Annotated in this window: 16 protein-coding genes and 1 pseudogene; 10 read left to right on the plus strand and 7 right to left on the minus strand. The window is 71.1% G+C overall.

What is annotated here, in order from left to right; translation table 11 throughout:
• Both ABTZ89_RS23870 and ABTZ89_RS23875 read right to left on the minus strand, forming a co-directional pair.
• A pseudogene (locus ABTZ89_RS23870) lies at positions 1-814 on the minus strand (hypothetical protein); the annotation flags it as partial.
• On the minus strand, positions 814-2214 hold the full coding sequence (locus ABTZ89_RS23875; RefSeq protein WP_270950655.1) for an ATP-binding protein: 1401 nt from the start codon (positions 2212-2214) through the stop codon (positions 814-816). The pseudogene ABTZ89_RS23870 and the gene ABTZ89_RS23875, both read right to left, overlap by 1 nt.
• 137 nt (positions 2215-2351) lie before the next feature.
• Between ABTZ89_RS23875 and ABTZ89_RS23880 the strand changes: the two genes are divergently transcribed.
• Complete coding sequence (locus tag ABTZ89_RS23880; protein WP_351048396.1) at positions 2352-3590, plus strand: serine hydrolase domain-containing protein; 1239 nt, start codon at positions 2352-2354, stop codon at positions 3588-3590.
• 257 nt (positions 3591-3847) lie between these two features.
• Positions 3848-4495 (plus strand): UbiX family flavin prenyltransferase, encoded by a 648-nt coding sequence (locus tag ABTZ89_RS23885; protein WP_351048399.1) that lies wholly within the window; start codon positions 3848-3850, stop codon positions 4493-4495.
• A 12-nt stretch (positions 4496-4507) separates the two neighbouring features.
• On the opposite strand, the gene ABTZ89_RS23890 is transcribed toward ABTZ89_RS23885, so the two are convergent.
• Positions 4508-5404, minus strand: coding sequence for a helix-turn-helix transcriptional regulator (locus tag ABTZ89_RS23890; protein ID WP_270950652.1), 897 nt, complete (start codon positions 5402-5404; stop codon positions 4508-4510).
• 51 nt (positions 5405-5455) lie between these two features.
• Between ABTZ89_RS23890 and ABTZ89_RS23895 the strand changes: the two genes are divergently transcribed.
• The 5 genes from ABTZ89_RS23895 (at position 5456) to ABTZ89_RS23915 (ending at position 8297) form a co-directional block, all read left to right on the plus strand.
• Positions 5456-6184 carry a non-oxidative hydroxyarylic acid decarboxylases subunit B gene (locus tag ABTZ89_RS23895; protein WP_502949592.1) on the plus strand — a complete coding sequence of 243 codons (729 nt, stop codon included), beginning with the start codon at positions 5456-5458 and terminating at the stop codon, positions 6182-6184.
• Between the two features lie 43 nt (positions 6185-6227).
• On the plus strand, positions 6228-7358 hold the full coding sequence (locus tag ABTZ89_RS23900) for a UbiD family decarboxylase (RefSeq protein ID WP_351048406.1): 1131 nt from the start codon (positions 6228-6230) through the stop codon (positions 7356-7358).
• An 8-nt stretch (positions 7359-7366) separates the two neighbouring features.
• The gene (locus tag ABTZ89_RS23905; protein WP_351048409.1) at positions 7367-7648 is read left to right on the plus strand and encodes a hypothetical protein; all 282 of its coding nucleotides are present in this window, start codon (positions 7367-7369) and stop codon (positions 7646-7648) included.
• Positions 7649-7686: 38 nt separating this feature from the next.
• The gene (locus tag ABTZ89_RS23910; protein WP_270950649.1) at positions 7687-7941 is read left to right on the plus strand and encodes a non-oxidative hydroxyarylic acid decarboxylases subunit D; all 255 of its coding nucleotides are present in this window, start codon (positions 7687-7689) and stop codon (positions 7939-7941) included.
• 62 nt (positions 7942-8003) lie between these two features.
• Entirely contained in the window at positions 8004-8297 is a 294-nt protein-coding gene (locus ABTZ89_RS23915) for a hypothetical protein (protein WP_351048412.1), read from the plus strand.
• An 18-nt stretch (positions 8298-8315) separates the two neighbouring features.
• Here the strand turns inward: ABTZ89_RS23915 and ABTZ89_RS23920 are convergent, their stop codons facing one another.
• The 3 genes from ABTZ89_RS23920 to ABTZ89_RS23930 all read right to left on the minus strand — a co-directional run bounded on the left by ABTZ89_RS23920 (position 8316) and on the right by ABTZ89_RS23930 (position 10742).
• Positions 8316-9260, minus strand: coding sequence for an MBL fold metallo-hydrolase (locus ABTZ89_RS23920; RefSeq protein ID WP_351048415.1), 945 nt, complete (start codon positions 9258-9260; stop codon positions 8316-8318).
• A 115-nt stretch (positions 9261-9375) separates the two neighbouring features.
• Positions 9376-10170 (minus strand): SCO1664 family protein, encoded by a 795-nt coding sequence (locus ABTZ89_RS23925; protein WP_270950646.1) that lies wholly within the window; start codon positions 10168-10170, stop codon positions 9376-9378.
• A 5-nt stretch (positions 10171-10175) separates the two neighbouring features.
• A complete protein-coding gene (locus ABTZ89_RS23930) occupies positions 10176-10742 on the minus strand; it encodes a DUF3090 domain-containing protein (protein ID WP_270950645.1) in 567 nt (188 codons plus the stop codon).
• A gap of 211 nt (positions 10743-10953) precedes the next feature.
• On the opposite strand from ABTZ89_RS23930, the gene ABTZ89_RS23935 reads away from it, so the two are divergent.
• Positions 10954-11886, plus strand: coding sequence for a S66 peptidase family protein (locus tag ABTZ89_RS23935; RefSeq protein ID WP_351048419.1), 933 nt, complete (start codon positions 10954-10956; stop codon positions 11884-11886).
• Positions 11887-11967: 81 nt separating this feature from the next.
• On the opposite strand, the gene ABTZ89_RS23940 is transcribed toward ABTZ89_RS23935, so the two are convergent.
• Positions 11968-12528 (minus strand): CGNR zinc finger domain-containing protein, encoded by a 561-nt coding sequence (locus ABTZ89_RS23940; RefSeq protein WP_270950643.1) that lies wholly within the window; start codon positions 12526-12528, stop codon positions 11968-11970.
• A 75-nt stretch (positions 12529-12603) separates the two neighbouring features.
• Between ABTZ89_RS23940 and ABTZ89_RS23945 the strand changes: the two genes are divergently transcribed.
• Both ABTZ89_RS23945 and ABTZ89_RS23950 read left to right on the plus strand, forming a co-directional pair.
• Positions 12604-13452 carry an alpha/beta fold hydrolase gene (locus ABTZ89_RS23945; protein ID WP_270950642.1) on the plus strand — a complete coding sequence of 283 codons (849 nt, stop codon included), beginning with the start codon at positions 12604-12606 and terminating at the stop codon, positions 13450-13452.
• Positions 13453-13487: 35 nt separating this feature from the next.
• Positions 13488-14117, plus strand: a complete 630-nt coding sequence (locus tag ABTZ89_RS23950; protein ID WP_351048424.1) for a nucleoside/nucleotide kinase family protein — start codon at positions 13488-13490, stop codon at positions 14115-14117.
• Positions 14118-14176: the final 59 nt, after the last annotated feature.

Consider the following 14176-nt stretch of genomic DNA (forward strand, 5'->3'; position numbering starts at 1 on the left):
GCTGGTCCAGCCGCTGCAGCGCCTGGGCGATGCGCGGATCGCCGAAGGCCTGCTGGGACAACGCCATCAGCTCGTCGCGCTGCTGCGCGTTCATCGAGTTCAGCAGGCGCTGGGCTGCGGCCGACCGCGCGGCGAGCGCGTCGATCAGCTCGTCGACGTTGCGCGGGTTCTCCGGGAAGAACTCGCCGTGCCGCGCCATGAACTCGTCGAACTTCTGCGGCACGTCGTCATCGCCGCGGGCGTGCGCGGCCAGCAGCGACGACAGGTCGTCGAGCATCTCCCGCACGCGCTCGACGTCCTCGGGCGTGACCTGCTCCATCGCCTGCTTGACGCCCTGGAAGCGCTGCTCGAGGAACTCCGTGCCCAGCATCTGCTGGATCTCCTCGAAGGTCTCGCGCGCGTCCGGGGAACGCCAGTCGTAGTTGGCCAGCTCCGCGACCTGACCGGCCACGTCCGGCGGCAGCGCGTCGAGCTGGAGCTCGCGGAACCGCGCGTCCTCGCCGGTGTCGGCCGCCAGCGCGAGCCGCTCCTGCTCCAGCGCCCGGTCCAGCAGCCGCCGCACCTCGGACATCGTGCCGTCGAGGCGGTGGCGTCGCTGCAGCTCGCTGCGCCGCTGCCACAGCCGCCGGGTCAGATCGTCGAGCCCCGAGGCGTCGCGGGTGCCGGTGCGCAGCAGCTCCTCGAGCGCGGAGCGCGGCGAGGCGCCTTCCATGACGTCGCGGCCGATCTGGTCCAGCGCGGCGCGCAGGTCCACCGGCGGTTCCAGGGGATCGGCCCCGCCGTGCCAGGCGTTGTACCGGAACCGCCGGGACATCAGCTGTACACCGACCGGTCGTCCTCGGCGTCCTTGCCGAGCTTCTTGGCCAGGAACAGCGATTCCAGCGCCAGCTCCACCGCGCTGGCGATGCGCCCGGGCGGATCACCGGCCCGCACCTCGAGCCGTTCGGCGACCTGGTGCAGCACCGGCAGCTCCGGCAGCGCGGTCAGCACGTCGTGCCCGGACACGCGCTCGCCGGTGGCCACCGGGTGGCCGTCGGCCACGGCCAGGGCCAGCGACTGCAGGTCCAGGCCGGCGAACAGGCCGCGCGCGGTGTCGGCGACCGAACGGCGCAGCAGGTAGCCGAGCAGCTCGTCCTCGCGGCCCTCCTCGCCGGCCTCGAACTCGATCTTCCCGCGCAGCACCGCGGGCACCGCCTCCAGATCGACCGGGCGCGCCACCGCCGGGTGCTCGCCGGTGATCGCGGCGCGGTGCAGCGCGGCGGCGGAGACGGTCTCGGCAGCGGCGATGGCGAACCGGGCCGACACCCCGGAACGCTGGTCCACCGCGGTGGATTCGCGCAGGTGGCCGACGAACCGGGCCAGCACCTCCAGCAGGTGGTCGCCGACCTCGGCGGGCAGGTCCGCCTCCTGGCGCACCAGCGCCACCTCGTCGTCGACGTCCAGCGGGTAGTGGGTGCGGATCTCCGCGCCGAAGCGGTCCTTGAGCGGGGTGATGATCCGGCCCCGGTTGGTGTAGTCCTCCGGGTTGGCGGTGGCGACCAGCAGCACGTCCAGCGGCAGCCGCAGGCTGTAGCCGCGGATCTGGATGTCGCGCTCCTCCATCACGTTCAGCAGCGCGACCTGGATGCGCTCGGCCAGGTCCGGCAGCTCGTTGACGGTCACGATGCCGCGGTGCGCGCGGGGCACGAGTCCGAAGTGGATGGTCTCCGGATCGCCCAGCGACCGGCCCTCGGCGACCTTGACCGGGTCGACGTCGCCGACCAGGTCGCCGACCGAGGTGTCCGGGGTGGCCAGCTTCTCCGCGTAGCGCTCGCTGCGGTGCCGCCAGACCACCGGCAGCTCGTCGCCGAGCTCGGCGGCCCGCCGCCGGGAGACCGGGGTGATCGGCTGCAGCGGGTGCTCGCCCAGCTCCGACCCTTCGATGACCGGCGTCCACTCGTCCAGCAGTTCGGTGAGGCTGCGCAGCAGTCGCGTCTTGCCCTGCCCGCGCTCGCCGAGCAGCACCACGTCGTGCCCGGCGATCAGGGCTCGTTCCAGCTGCGGAAGCACGGTCTGGTCGAAGCCGACGATGCCGGGCCACAGCGCGCGGCCGGAGCGCAGCGAGGCCAGCAGGTTCGCGCGCACCTCGGCCTTCACGCTGCGCGGAGCGTGGCCGCTGGCCCGCAACTCCCCCGCCGTGCGGGGCAAACCAGGGGGTGGGGTCGGGTTCGTCACCCGTCCGACGCTACCCGGCGAGGCCGGTGCACGCCGCGAGAGCGAGAACTTTTCACATGCCGGACGCTCCTCGAGACCGCTCGCACCGTGTAGAAACACGGCGTGAGCCCGATGAACGATGTCGCGAGGAGGCCCCAGTGAGCGTGGAGATCGAGGTTGACCCCGGCGAAGTCGGCTTCGACGCGACCCGGCTGCAGCGCATAGACCGGCACTTCGCGCGCTACGTCGACAACGGCGAGCTGCCCGGCTGGCTGGTCCTGGTCGCGCGGCACGGCAAGATCGCGCACCTGGGCACGCACGGGATGCGCGACGTCGAGACCAGCGCCCCGGTGCGGCCGGACACCCTGTTCCGGATCTACTCGATGACCAAGCCGATCACCTCGACGGCGATCATGATGCTGCTCGAGGAAGGCGCTTTCCAGCTCACCGATCCGGTCAGCGACTTCATCCCGTCCTTCGCCGACCTGCGGGTCTACACCGGCGGCACCGCCCGCGCGCCGCAGACCCGCCCGGCCGGCGAGGAGATGCGGATCTGGCACCTGCTGACCCACACCTCCGGGCTCACCTACGCCTTCAACCACCTGCACCCGGTCGACGAGCTCTACCGGCGCGCCGGGTTCGAGCACGGCATGGCCGACGGCCTGGACCTGGCCGGCTGCTGCGACGAGTGGGCGTCGCTGCCGCTGCTGTTCGACCCCGGCACGGCCTGGAACTACTCGGTGGCCACCGACGTGCTCGGCCGGATCGTCGAGGTCGTCTCCGGGCAGACCCTCGACGAGTTCTTCCGCACCCGCATCTTCGAACCGCTGGGCATGACCGACACCGGGTTCGCGGTGGACCGCGCCGACGCCGACCGGCTGGCGACCCTGTACGTGGCCGACCCGCAGGGCCGGGCCCGCCGCCACCCGCACCACGACGAGGTCCGCGCGGCGGCCTTCGAACTGCCCAAGGCCCTGTCCGGAGGTGGCGGGCTGTTCTCCTCGGCGCGCGACTACCACCGGTTCAGCCAGATGCTGCTGCGCAAGGGCGAACTGGACGGCGCCCGCCTGCTGGGCAGTCGCACCGTGGACTACATGACCCGCAACCACCTGCCCGGCGGAGCGGACCTGGAGACGATGGCGCTGGACTCGTTCTCCGAGTCGGCCCACGCGGGCAAGGGCTTCGGCTTGGGCTTCTCGGTGGTGGACGACCCGGTGGCGAGCAAGGTGCCCAGCTCAGCGGGCGAGTTCGCCTGGGGCGGCCTGGCCAGCACGGCGTTCTGGGTGGACCCGGCGGAAGACCTGACGGTCCTCTTCCTCACCCAGCTGATGCCCTCCAGCACCCACCCGATCCGCCCCCAACTCCACCAACTCGTCTACCAAGCCCTCGTCGACTGAGCGATTTCAACGAGGTTTCGCGGTCGCAGACCGGACAGGACGCAAATTCAATGGAAATTGGACATCCGATTTCCATTGAATTTGCGGAACTCGCCCACGACCTGCTGCAGCACGCCGGGGGTCGGACCGCGTCGGCACCTGGTCCGACCCGTTCGGAGTCGTCTTCTTGCGATCACCCGGGGTGCTTGTTCCGATCCCCTTCGGTGCGGTCGCCGCAGGTGTCCTGGCCGACCGCTGGGAGCCGAGGGGATGGGCGGATGGCGGAGCAGCGGTGCATCACGTTGGCGGTCACCGGCGCGGGCGGTACCCGGATGGCCCGGTTCGTGCTGGAGGCCCTGGTCCGGGACGAGCGGGTCGGGCGGATCGATCTGCTGGTCTCGCAGGCCGGGCGCCAGCTGATCGCGCACGAGACCGGCCGGGATCCGGACGGGCCGGCGGCCGATCTCGTGCTGGGCGGGCGGCCGACCGGGGACAAGGTGATCGCCTGGGACCCGGACGACCTGGCCGGCGGGCCGACGTCCGGGAGCTACCCGTCCTGGGGGATGCTGCTGGTGCCGTGCGCGCTGGGGGTGGCCGCCCGGATCGCGAACGGCACGGCGAACACGCTGATCGAGCGGGCCGCCGACGTGACGCTGAAGGAGCGGCGCCCGCTGGTGCTGTGCGTGCGCGAGACCCCCTTCAACCTCATCCACCTGCGCAACCTCACCCAGGTGACGGAAGCGGGCGCCATCGTCTACCCGATGATCCCGACCTTCTACAACATCCCGCGCACGGTGGACGACTTCTACGAGGAGTTCACCGTCCGCCTGCTCGGCTTCGTCGGCCTGCCCCAGCAGCAGTCGGCCTACTACGCCTACTCGGGCACCGAGTCCCCCGCCCACCACGACCGGGCGGAGCAGCCGTGAAGCCGCGGCCGATCACTTCCCGGTGCGCGCGCGGCTGCGGAAGGCCGTGGGGGTCTCACCGGTGCAGCGGCGGAAGAACTTGGTGAAGACCGTCGCGGAGGTGAATCCGAGCTGGTCGGCGACCTGAGCGGGGGCGAGGGCAGTGTGCACCAGGAGTCGCTTGGCCTCCAGGGCGACGCGGTCGTCGAGGTACTGCTTGGCGGTGCGCCCGGTGACCTCCAGGCAGGCGCGGGTGAGGGTTCGGGGGCTGTAGCCGAGAGCGGCGGCGTAGTCCGCGACCTGGCGTGCGGCGGCGAAGTCGCGTTCCACGGCCTGGTGGAACCGGTGGAACGTGTCGTTGCCGTGGGTACCCGGGCGGAGGTGCTCGCGGCCGTGGAGGTGCCCCAAGCGCACGACCAGGGCCGCCAGCAGGTGCCGCACGAGGGTGATGTGGGCGTCGAGGGGCAGTGCACCGATGCGCCGGTAGGCGTCCTGGAGCAGGTCGAGGGTCGCCCGGAGTGCGGCTGCGTCCTCGGGCTGGTCGGGGACGAGCGGCCGGTCCGGGTAGGGCGGGTCGAGGTGGGCGGTGCTGAGGGTGGCCGCGTCGAGGAAGCCGGGGGTGAACAGCAGGACCACCCCTTCGGCGCCGCCGGTGCCGTGGGGGAAGCGGTACACCTGGCCGGGGCGGATCCACAGCCACTCGCCTGGCCGCAGCTCGTGTTCGGGGCCGTCCAACCAGGTCCGCAGGGTTCCGGAGCGGACGGTGATCAGGTGGTGGAACTCGGCGCGCAGCGGCCGGTGCAGGTCCAGCCCGTGACCGGTGGCGCGTTCGACGAGCCGGTCGAAGTCCCACACCTCGACGCCCGGCGGTCCTCCCGGCGAGGGCCGGAACGGGACGTCGGTGATGCGATCCTGTCCAATTCGGTCCATGGTCTGTCCAGAGCTTGCGGCGGGATCTGGTTGATCCGCACCTAACGTGGAATGCGACGGAGCCGATCAGAGTGTCCCACCCCCGTTGCGCCACCAGACCGCGGGCGCCGCGTCGCTGACCGAAAAAGCTCACGTCGATCGCCACCAGGACCACGAACGGAGGAGAGGCGCACCATGAGGTTGATCGTGGGCATGACAGGGGCGACGGGAGCGGTCTTCGGCGTCCGCCTGCTCCAAGCACTGCGCGAACTGCCGGACGTCGAGACCCACCTGGTGCTCTCCCGGTGGGCGCGCACCACGCTGGAGCTGGAATGCGGCATGTCCGTCGGCGAGGTCGGCGAGCTCGCCGACGTCGCGCACAGCCCCGACGACCAAGGCGCCGCCATCGCCTCCGGGTCCTTCCGCACCGACGGCATGATCATCGCCCCGTGCTCGATGAAGACGCTCGCCGGGATCCGGGCCGGCTACGCCGACGGGCTGGTCGCACGGGCCGCGGACGTGGTGCTCAAAGAGCGCCGCAAGCTGGTCCTGCTGCCCCGCGAGACACCGCTGAGCGAGATCCACCTGGAGAACATGCTCGCGCTCACCCGCATGGGAGCGCAGATGGTGCCGCCGATGCCCGCCTTCTACAACCACCCCGAGTCCGTCGACGACATCATCGAGCACATCACCGCCCGCGTCCTGGACCAGTTCGACCTGCCCGCGCCCTCGGCCCGCCGCTGGGCCGGCATGCGAGCCGCCCGCGAGCAGCGGCCCGCCCACGTGCTGGCCTCGGTCTGATCCCCGGTCGACGCCACCCCCGCAGCAGATCCAAGGAGTTCCCATGGCCTACGACGACTTGCGCAGCTTCCTGCGGACCCTCGAAGACGAGGGACAGCTGCTCCACATCGGCGACGAGGTGATGCCCGAGCCGGACATCGCCGCAGCAGCCAACGCCGCCCCGCGCCTCGGGGACGCCGCCCCGGCGCTGTACTTCGACAACGTCCACGGCTTCACCGATGCCCGCATCGCGATGAACGTGCACGGCTCGTGGGCCAACCACGCGCTGGCCCTGGGCATGGACAAGAACTCCTCCACGAAGGACCAGGTGGACGAGTTCATCCGCCGCTGGGCGAAGTTCCCGGTCGAGCCCGAGTGGCGCGACAACCCGCCGTGGGCGGAGAACTCCGTCGAGGGCGAGGACATCAACATCTTCGACGTCCTGCCGCTGATCCGGCTCAACGACGGCGACGGCGGCTTCTACCTGGACAAGGCCGCGGTGGTCTCCAAGGATCCCGATGACCCGGAGAACTCGGGCAAGCAGAACGTCGGCGTCTACCGCATCGAGGTCAAGGGCAAGCGCAAGCTGGCGCTGCAGCCGGTGCCCATGCACGACATCGCCCAGCACCTGCACAAGGCCGAGGAGAGGGGCGAGGACCTGCCCATCGCCATCACCCTCGGCAACGACCCGGTGATCTCCATCGTCGCCTCCACCCCCATGGAGTACGACCAGAACGAGTACGAGCTGGCCGGCGCGCTGCGCGGTGCCCCCGCGCCGATCGCCGAGGCGCCGCTGACCGGGCTGCCCGTACCGTGGGGCTCCGAGGTCGTCGTCGAGGGCGTGATCGAAGGCCGCAAGCGCGAGATCGAAGGGCCCTTCGGCGAGTTCACCGGCCACTACTCCGGCGGCCGCAACATGACCGTCATCCGGATCGACAAGATCTCCTACCGGTCCAACCCGGTCTTCGAGCACCTCTACCTCGGCATGCCGTGGACCGAGATCGACTACCTGATGGCCGCCAACACCTGCGCCCCGCTGTACGAGCAGCTCAAGCGGGCCTTCCCCGAGGTCCAGGCGGTCAACGCCACGTACACGCACGGCCTGGTCGTCATCGTCTCCACCAAGAAGCGCTACGGCGGCTTCGCCAAGGCCGTCGGCCTGCGCGTGCTGACCACCCCGCACGGCCTCGGCTAGCCGCCACCGTGATCGTCGTCGACGAGGACGTCGACCCGTTCAACCTTCCGCAGGTGATGTGGGCGCTGTCCACCAAGATGAACCCCAGCGGGGACCTGATCACCGTCCCCAACATGCCCGTCCTGGAGCTCGCGCCGCAGGCCAACACCCCGGGTGTGACGGACAAGCTCATCATCGACGCGACCACGCCCGCAGCACCGGACCAGCGCGGCAACTACGGCAACCAGGTCCGCGACCTGCCCGAGATGGGTGAGTGGATCACCAAGCTGCAGCAGCTCGCCAAGAAGTGACCGCCCCCGCCCCGCATCCGAGAGGAGAACCCATCGCCATGACCACCGAGAACGCCGCGCCCACCGAGTGCCCGCGCTGCGGCCACACCGCCCTCGACCTGCTCCACACCTCCCCGGTCGCCGGGTGCTGGGAGGTCTACCAGTGCGAGCAGTGCCTGTACTGCTGGCGCACCAGCGAGCCCGCCCGCCGCACCCGTCGGGACGCCTACCCGGAGAGCTTCAAGCTGACGGTGGACGACATCCGCAACGCCCCCGAAGTCCCCACCATCCCCCCGCTTCGGGCGCAAGCCTGACCACCGCACCTCTTGCCCGTCGAACTCGAACCGCCGGGCACCACCCTCCTCGGGGAGCCGACATGACCCAGCCACCCGACACCCTCATGTGGGAAGCCCGCGCCCAGCCGGGCCGACAGGCCGACCTGCTCGCCCACACCGAACAGGCGCTCCTGCCCGCGGTCCTAGCCGACCCGACCTGCCTCGATGCCGTCGTCTACCTCGGCGGCCAGGACCGGATCGTGCTCATCGCGCACTTCACCGGCGCCCCGCCCCGCCTCCCCGACCCGCCGGACGACCTCCTGCAGCGCCCGGTCCACCAATGGCCCTTCCGCAGGCACTCGACGAGCCGCGGCCAGGTGGCGGAACCCCGCTGAGACCTGCGGCGTCGCAGGTCAGGGGCGGAGGACGCGGGATTCGCCGATGGCGAGGTCCCAGAGCTGCTGCGGGTCCCGGCCCGCTTCGCGCCAGGCCTTGCGGATCCGGTTCAGCGGCTCCACGACCGGTTCGCGGGTCAGGACGAACGTTCCCCAGTGCATCGTCGCCGCGCAGGTCGCGCCCAGGTCCGCCACCGCCTGGACCGCCTCCTCCGGATCCATGTGCACCGGCTTCATGAACCAGCGCGGGTCGTACGCGCCGATCGGCACCATCGCCACGTCGATGCCCGGGTAGCGCTGCGCGATCTCGGCGAAGTGCGGCCCGTAGCCGGTGTCGCCGGCGAAGTAGACGCGGTGGTCCGGCCCGGTGATCACCCAGCTGCCCCACAGGCTCCGGCAGGTGTCGCGGGGGCCTCGGCGGCTCCAGTGCCGGGCCGGGGCGAAGTCGAAGGTCAGCCCGGCCACCTCCGCCGACTGCCACCAGTCCAGCTCGACGACCTCGGTGAACCCGCGCCGCCGGAACCAGCGTCCCAGCCCGGCGGGCACCAGCACCGGCGTCGAGCGCGGCAGCCGCTGGATCGTCGGGGCGTCCAGGTGGTCGTAGTGGTTGTGGCTGATCACCACCGCATCGATCGGCGGCAGCTCACTGAAGGCCACGCCCGGCGGGGTCAGCCGCCGCGGCACGCCGGGGATTCGCAACGACCACACCGGGTCGGTGAGCACCGTGACCCCGCCCATCCGCAGCACGTACGTGGCGTGCCCGACCCAGCTCAGCGCGGTGTCCTGGGTGGCGATCGGCGCCAGTCCGCTGCGCAGCACCGGGATCCGGTCGGCGTCCTCCACCCTCCCCCGGAACCCGCCGGTCCACATCAACCGCATCACGTCCCGGAAGCTGGGCAGCGGTGAGTGCAGGCGGTCGGCGTAGGAGGACTGGATCTTCAGCGGCTGGTACTCGGTTCGCACCACCCCAGATTGCCCTGCCCCCACCGGACCCCGCAGCGCGCCGAAGAGCACAGTTTCAATTGAAACTGCGGATCCCAGGCACGGCGGATCGCAGTTTCAATTGAAACTGCGAGGATCAGAACGCGGGCCAGGGGATCGCCGGCCACTCGTCGGAAGGGGCTGGGAAGGTCCCGGACTCCAGCAGGCGTTCGATTCGGGTGCTGATCGCCTGGACTTCCTTCGGCGTGATGTGCTCGGCCAGCTGGGCGGCCAGGTCGCCCTCCAGCAGGGCGCGCAGCTCGCCGAGCCGGTCGACGGCGTCCTCCGGCAGCGGCTCGCCGATCCAGCCCCACAGCACGGTGCGCAGCTTGTCGTCGGTGTTCAGGCTGACGCCGTGGTCCACGCCCTGCACCCGGCCGTCCGGGGCGTGCAGGATGTGCCCGCCCTTGCGGTCGGCGTTGTTGATCACCACGTCGAGCACCGCGAGGCGCCGCAGCTGCTCGTGGTCGGCGTGCGCCAGCACCACCGGATCACCGTGGTGGTCCTGGGCGCGCAGCACCGGCAGCCAGCCTTCCGGCACCTCGTCCGGGGCGACGATGTCGACCAGCTCGGAGTCCTGCTCGACGTCCACCCACAGCTGCACCATGCCCGGCCCGAACGGGCCGTCGCGCAGCACCGTCGGCGGGATCAGGTCCCAGCCGATCGCCTCGGACAGCAGGTAGGAGCCGACCTCGCGCCCGGCCAGCGTGCCGTCCGGGAAGTCCCACAGCGGACGTTCCCCGCGCACCGGCTTGTAGACGCACTCGGCGCTCAGCCCGTCGCTCGCGATCCCGCAGAACAACGTCGCGTTCGACGCCTCGACCAACCGCCCCTGGACGTCCAACTCGCCGTGCAGGAGCAGTTCGCGAACCGCTGGATCACCGGCGCGCACGCGCCTCAGACCTCTTCCGAGCGGCGGTAACCGTTCTGGCGCGGGCAGATGTGGCCGCTGGGGTCCAGCGGTTCGGAGCACAGCGGGCAGGGTTTGCGACCGGCGTTGATGACGCGCTCGGCGCGCTCGGCGAACGCCCGCGCGTGCGCGGGGCTGAGGAAGACCCGCAACGCGTCGGGTCCTTCCTCGGTGTCGTCGAGGACCACCGACTCGTCGAGCTCCTCCTCGGTGACGGCCAGCAGTTCGACCACCACCGCCTCGGTCTCGGCGTCCCAGCCCAGCCCCATGGTCCCGACCCGGAACTCCTCGTCGACCGGCACCGCCAGGGGTTCGGTGTCGACGAGCTCGTCGGGGGTCTGGTTGGGCAGGTCGGCGTGGAAGCGCCGCTGCACTTCCTCCAGCAGCGCGCCGATGCGTTCGGCGAGCACCGACACCTGCTGCTTCTCGAGCTGCACGCTCACCGTGCGGACGTCCTCGGACGCCTGCAGGTAGAAGGTGCGCTCACCGGGTTCCCCGACCGTTCCGGCGACGAATCGGTCGGGTTGACGGAAGACGTGGATGACACGAGCCATGACCCCTCCGACACTAGGCCACCGAGCGCACGCGGTGCGCGAGTGGCCCCCGTTTTGTTCGACACCGCCGCACCAGGTGCCGGTCTACCCGCAGAACCCGCCCGCCGACCACCTGTTTCACCCGTGTTCGCCGTTGGCGAACTGCAGCGCGCCGCGCCCGGTACCGATACTCTCACCGCCGGTTGTCAAGATCGCGGGATGGAGCAGGCCGATGAGCATGCGCGAACTACGTCGCCCGCCGAGGTTGCGCGCCGGTGATGCGGTGGCGGTCGTCGCCCCAGCTGGCCCGGTGCCCGAGGAGCTGCTCGAAAGCGGGCTCGCCCACCTGCGCGCCTGGGGCTTGGAGCCGCGCGTCGGCAAGCACGTCCTAGACCGCCACCCGCGACTGCCGCACCTGGCGGGCAACGACGCCGACCGGGCCGCCGACCTGCAGGACGCGTGGTGCGATCCGGACGTGACCGCGGTGTTCTGCGCGCGCGGCGGCTACGGCAGCATGCGGGTCCTGGACCACCTGGACTGGACGGCGATGACCGCGGCCGGACCGAAGGTGTTCACCGGCTCCAGCGACATCACCGCGCTGCACGACGCCGTCGCCACCCAGCTCGGCCTGGTCACGGTGTTCGGGCCGATGGTCGCCACGCAGGCGTTCGCCGAGGACCCCGCGGCGCGGGAGCACTTGCGCCGCACCCTGTTCCAGCCCGAGTCGGTCACCATCCTGACCCGCTCCACCGCGGACGCCCTGGTGCGCGGACGCGCCCGCGGCACGACGTACGGCGGCAACCTCAGCATCGTCGCGGGTTCGCTCGGCGCCCCGGACGCGCCGACCCCGCCGGAACGCGGCATCGCGATGCTGGAGGACATCACCGAGAAGCCCTACCAGCTGGACAGGTTCGTCACCCAGCTGCTGCGCGCGGGCTGGTTCGACCACGCCGCGGGCATCGCACTCGGCTCGTGGACGGAGTGCGGCCCGCTGGAGGAGGTCCGCGCGGTGATGTCGGACCTGCTGGGCGGCCTGGGCGTGCCCATCCTGTGGGAGCTCGGCTTCGGCCACTGCGTCGCGCAGCGCACCATCCCGCTCGGAGTCGCAGCCGAACTGGACACCGACGCCCAACGCCTCTCCATCCTCCAACCAGCCCTCCTCTGACCCCTGCCCCAGGAACGCAAATTCAATGGAAATCAGACGTCCGATTTCAATGGAATTTGCGGATCGCGGGAGCCAGGAGGCTCAGGAGCCGGTTCGGCGGGCGTAGTGCTGGCGGGCTTTCGCCCGGTTTCCGCAGCGCGCCATCGAGCACCACTGGCGGTTTCGCGCCGGGGAGGTGTCCAGGAAGCGGAGTCCGCAGCGGTGGTACGCGCAGACCGCGACTCGGGGGAACGGCTCCGCCGCGAGCAGTTCGATCGCGTCGACGGCCACCGCCGCCAGCGCCGCGCTCACCGGATCCTGCGGGGCGGGGCGGAATGCCGCCACTGATCCGTCCGAGCTCACGCGCAGCTGGATCGCGGGGTTCTCACCTCGGGCGACCTCGTTGATCAGCTCCACATCGGGTGCCGCGATGGGCGAACCCTGGGCGCGGGCGTGCACGGCGCGGTCGATCGCCTCGCGGAGCTCCCGCGCGGTCGACACGTGCTCGTCCGTCGGAGCGGACGTGCCGAGGCCGACTTCGCGCAGCCATTCGGCCAGCAGGTCCGGTGCCACCAGCAGTTCCCGGCCTTCGCGGTAGCGGTCGCGCAGCGTGTTGACCAGGTCGAGGCAGAGCCGCCCGCCGTCCCAGATCCAGTCGCTCACCCTTGCCCCTTCCGCCGTCGTCGATCTAGCATCCTAATTCTAACCCCCTTAGGCAGTTAGAAATGGAGTCGATCGATGCCCTCCGACGGAGTTGCCCTGGTCAACGGCCTGCGCGTGCACTACACGAGCGCGGGCAGCGGGCCGGGCCTGGTGCTGCTGCACGGCTGGCCGCAGACCAGCCACTGCTGGCGCAAGGTGATCCCGGAGCTGGCCCGCACGCACACCGTGATCGCACCCGACCTGCGCGGATACGGCCTTACCGACAAGCCGCGCGACGGCTACGACAAGCGCACGATGGCCACCGACATGGCCGAGCTGGTGTCGGCGCTGGGCTTCGAGTCGGTCAGCGTCGTCGGCCACGACCGCGGCGCGCGGGTGGCGCACCGCTGGGGTCTGGACCGGCCGGACCAGGTCGACCGGTTGGCGGTGCTGGACATCGTGCCGACCCGCGAGATGTGGCGGCGGGTGAACGCCGAAGCCGCGACGGCGTACTGGCACTGGTTCTTCCACCTGCAGCCCGACCTGCCGGAACGCCTGGCCGGCAACGACATCGCGGGCTACCTCGGCTACTTCTTCGAGCGCTGGACGGTGAACCGGCACGGTCTGGAGCCCGCGGCGATCGACGAGTACGTGCGCGCGTTCTCCGCACCGGGAGCGCTGCGCGCCGGGTTCGACGACTACCGCGCCGCCCCGCTCGACGACGAGCACGACAACGCCGACGCGGGCCGCAAGCTGACCATGCCGGTGCTGGCTCTGTGGGGATCGGCGGGCCTGCCCGCGAAGCTGCCGATGCGCGAGATCTGGCGCGACTACGCGGAGAACCCGACCTGCGCCGAGATCGCCGACTGCGGGCACTTCCTGCCCGAGGAGCGCCCCGAGCAGGTCCTGGCGCACCTGCGGGAATTCCTGGCCGCAGCTGCGTAGTTGATAGCGTCAGCGGCTGGACAGGAGGAGTGCACGTGCGAGTTCGACCCGTGACGCCCGAGCTGCTGGCGGCGGAAGTGGTCGACCGCATCGACGCGCTCCCCCGCCGCTGGGCGCGGATCGCGGTGGACGGCGCCCCGGCCGCCGGCACCGGCGACCTCGCCGACGCCCTGGTCGAGCCGCTGCGCACCCGGGGCCGCGAAGTGGCCCGGGTGCGCATGGCGGACTACCTCCGCCCGGCGTCGCTGCGCCTGGAGCACGGCCACCACGACCCGGACTCGTACTACGAGAGCTGGTACGACCTGCGCGGCCTGACCCGGGAAGTGCTGGATCCGTTGTCCGACAGCGGGAACGGCCGAGTCCTCCCCGCGCTCTGGGACGCCGAGGCGGACCGCTCCCCGCGCCTGCCCCGCGTCCAGCTCCCGGACCGAGCAGTGGCCATTGTGGACGGACCGCTCCTGCTCGGCGCGGGCCTGCCCTTCGACTTCACCGTCCACCTCTGGCTCCCGGAAGCGGCCCTCCACCGCCGAACCCCGGAACCGGACCGCTGGACCCTCCCTGCCTTCCACCGCTACACCGGCGAAGTCGCCCCGGAACACCTCGCGGACTACGTCGTCAAAGCCGACCGCCCAGGCCACCCAGCAGTGGTGGAAAGCCTGACCTGAAGCTCCGCCACCCCTGGTCAGGTCCCGTGAGTACTTTGGGTCGCTATAACAACCCGAAG

This window comes from Saccharopolyspora sp. NPDC002686 (assembly GCF_040295745.1).
Classification (GTDB): domain Bacteria; phylum Actinomycetota; class Actinomycetes; order Mycobacteriales; family Pseudonocardiaceae; genus Saccharopolyspora; species Saccharopolyspora oryzae.

Bases quoted from the DNA above. Each gene is read 5' to 3' on its own strand.
- ABTZ89_RS23930 (WP_270950645.1), bottom strand. From the start codon at position 10,742: ATGGCTCGTGTCATCCACGTCTTCCGTCAACCCGACCGATTCGTCGCC.
- ABTZ89_RS23915 (WP_351048412.1), top strand. From the start codon at position 8,004: ATGACCCAGCCACCCGACACCCTCATGTGGGAAGCCCGCGCCCAGCCG.
- ABTZ89_RS23945 (WP_270950642.1), top strand. From the start codon at position 12,604: ATGCCCTCCGACGGAGTTGCCCTGGTCAACGGCCTGCGCGTGCACTAC.
- ABTZ89_RS23935 (WP_351048419.1), top strand. From the start codon at position 10,954: ATGAGCATGCGCGAACTACGTCGCCCGCCGAGGTTGCGCGCCGGTGAT.
- ABTZ89_RS23910 (WP_270950649.1), top strand. From the start codon at position 7,687: ATGACCACCGAGAACGCCGCGCCCACCGAGTGCCCGCGCTGCGGCCAC.
- ABTZ89_RS23885 (WP_351048399.1), top strand. From the start codon at position 3,848: ATGGCGGAGCAGCGGTGCATCACGTTGGCGGTCACCGGCGCGGGCGGT.
- ABTZ89_RS23895 (WP_502949592.1), top strand. From the start codon at position 5,456: ATGCGACGGAGCCGATCAGAGTGTCCCACCCCCGTTGCGCCACCAGAC.
- ABTZ89_RS23890 (WP_270950652.1), bottom strand. From the start codon at position 5,404: ATGGACCGAATTGGACAGGATCGCATCACCGACGTCCCGTTCCGGCCC.
- ABTZ89_RS23900 (WP_351048406.1), top strand. From the start codon at position 6,228: ATGGCCTACGACGACTTGCGCAGCTTCCTGCGGACCCTCGAAGACGAG.